This is a genomic window from Pseudomonas sp. NPDC087803 (assembly GCF_044742995.1).
Classification (GTDB): Bacteria; Pseudomonadota; Gammaproteobacteria; order Pseudomonadales; family Pseudomonadaceae; genus Aquipseudomonas.
Genome location: NZ_JBIUVO010000162.1, coordinates 1 through 1,094, shown reverse-complemented (window position 1 = coordinate 1,094; position 1,094 = coordinate 1). Strand labels below are relative to the sequence as shown.

General features: G+C 59.4%; 1 protein-coding gene and 1 pseudogene. Both read left to right on the top strand.

The genetic code is table 11. The annotated features are described in order from the left end of the window. The first annotated feature begins 94 nt into the window (after window positions 1-94). On the top strand, window positions 95-433 hold the full coding sequence (gene yajC, locus ACIOUG_RS27185) for a preprotein translocase subunit YajC (protein WP_003227923.1): 339 nt from the start codon (window positions 95-97) through the stop codon (window positions 431-433). A 64-nt stretch (window positions 434-497) separates the two neighbouring features. Further along, window positions 498-1,094 (top strand): annotated as a pseudogene (gene secD, locus ACIOUG_RS27180) (protein translocase subunit SecD); the annotation flags it as partial.

Sequence of the window (1,094 nt, the reverse complement as noted above, 5' to 3'; positions counted from 1 at the left end):
GTCGATGCCTTCTACGCCAAACGCGGGCTCCCCGTTCCGCCTTTGGACTGAGTTTTCTGACCCCAAGATTCAACATTTGCAACTGGAGTGCTAAATGAGCTTTTTTATCTCTAACGCCATGGCTGACGCAGCTGCACCGGCTGCTGCAGGCCCAATGGGCGGCGGCTTCGAGTGGATTTTCCTGGTCGGCTTCCTGGTCATCTTCTACCTGATGATCTGGCGTCCACAGGCCAAGCGCGCCAAAGAGCAGAAGAACCTGCTGAGCAGCCTTGCGAAGGGTGACGAAGTGGTTACCACCGGCGGCATCGCCGGCAAGATAACCAAAGTGGCCGACGACTTCGTGGTTCTGGAAGTTTCCGACACCGTGGAAATGAAGTTCCAGAAGGGCGCCATCGCCGCCACGCTGCCAAAAGGCACGCTGAAAGCGATCTAAGGTTCCAACTTCTACTCAATCGACGGGGCGCGCAAGGCGCCCCGCGTTCATAACGGGCGGCGTGATGCTGAACAAATATCCTCTGTGGAAATACATTCTGATCCTGGCGGTGCTGGCGGTCGGTCTGATTTATTCCGCTCCCAATCTATACCCCGATGACCCGGCCATTCAGATCAGCGGCGCCAGCACGGCTCTGCAGGTCAACCAGGCCGATCTGGATCGCGTAAGCACTGCGCTCAAAGAGTCCGGCATCAACGTCAAGGCAGCCACACTGGCAGCCAACGGCAAGGGCGGCCTGATCCGTCTGACCAAGGCAGAAGACCAGCTGCCGGCCAAGGACGTTGTGCGCAAGGCATTGGGTGATGACTACGTTGTCGCACTGAACCTGGCACAGACCACTCCGCAATGGCTGCGCAACCTCGGCGCGCACCCGATGAAGCTGGGTCTGGACTTGTCCGGTGGTGTGCACTTCCTGCTGGAAGTGGACATGGACAAAGCCCTCGACGCCCGCCTGAAAGTCTACGAAGGCGACGTCAAGAGCCTGCTGCGCAAAGAGAAACTGCGCTATCGCAGCCTGCCGCAACTCAACGGCGCCATTCAGTTGGGCTTCAGCGATGCTGACTCCCGCGAACAGGCCCGTGGGGGGGTGGGGGGGGACAGG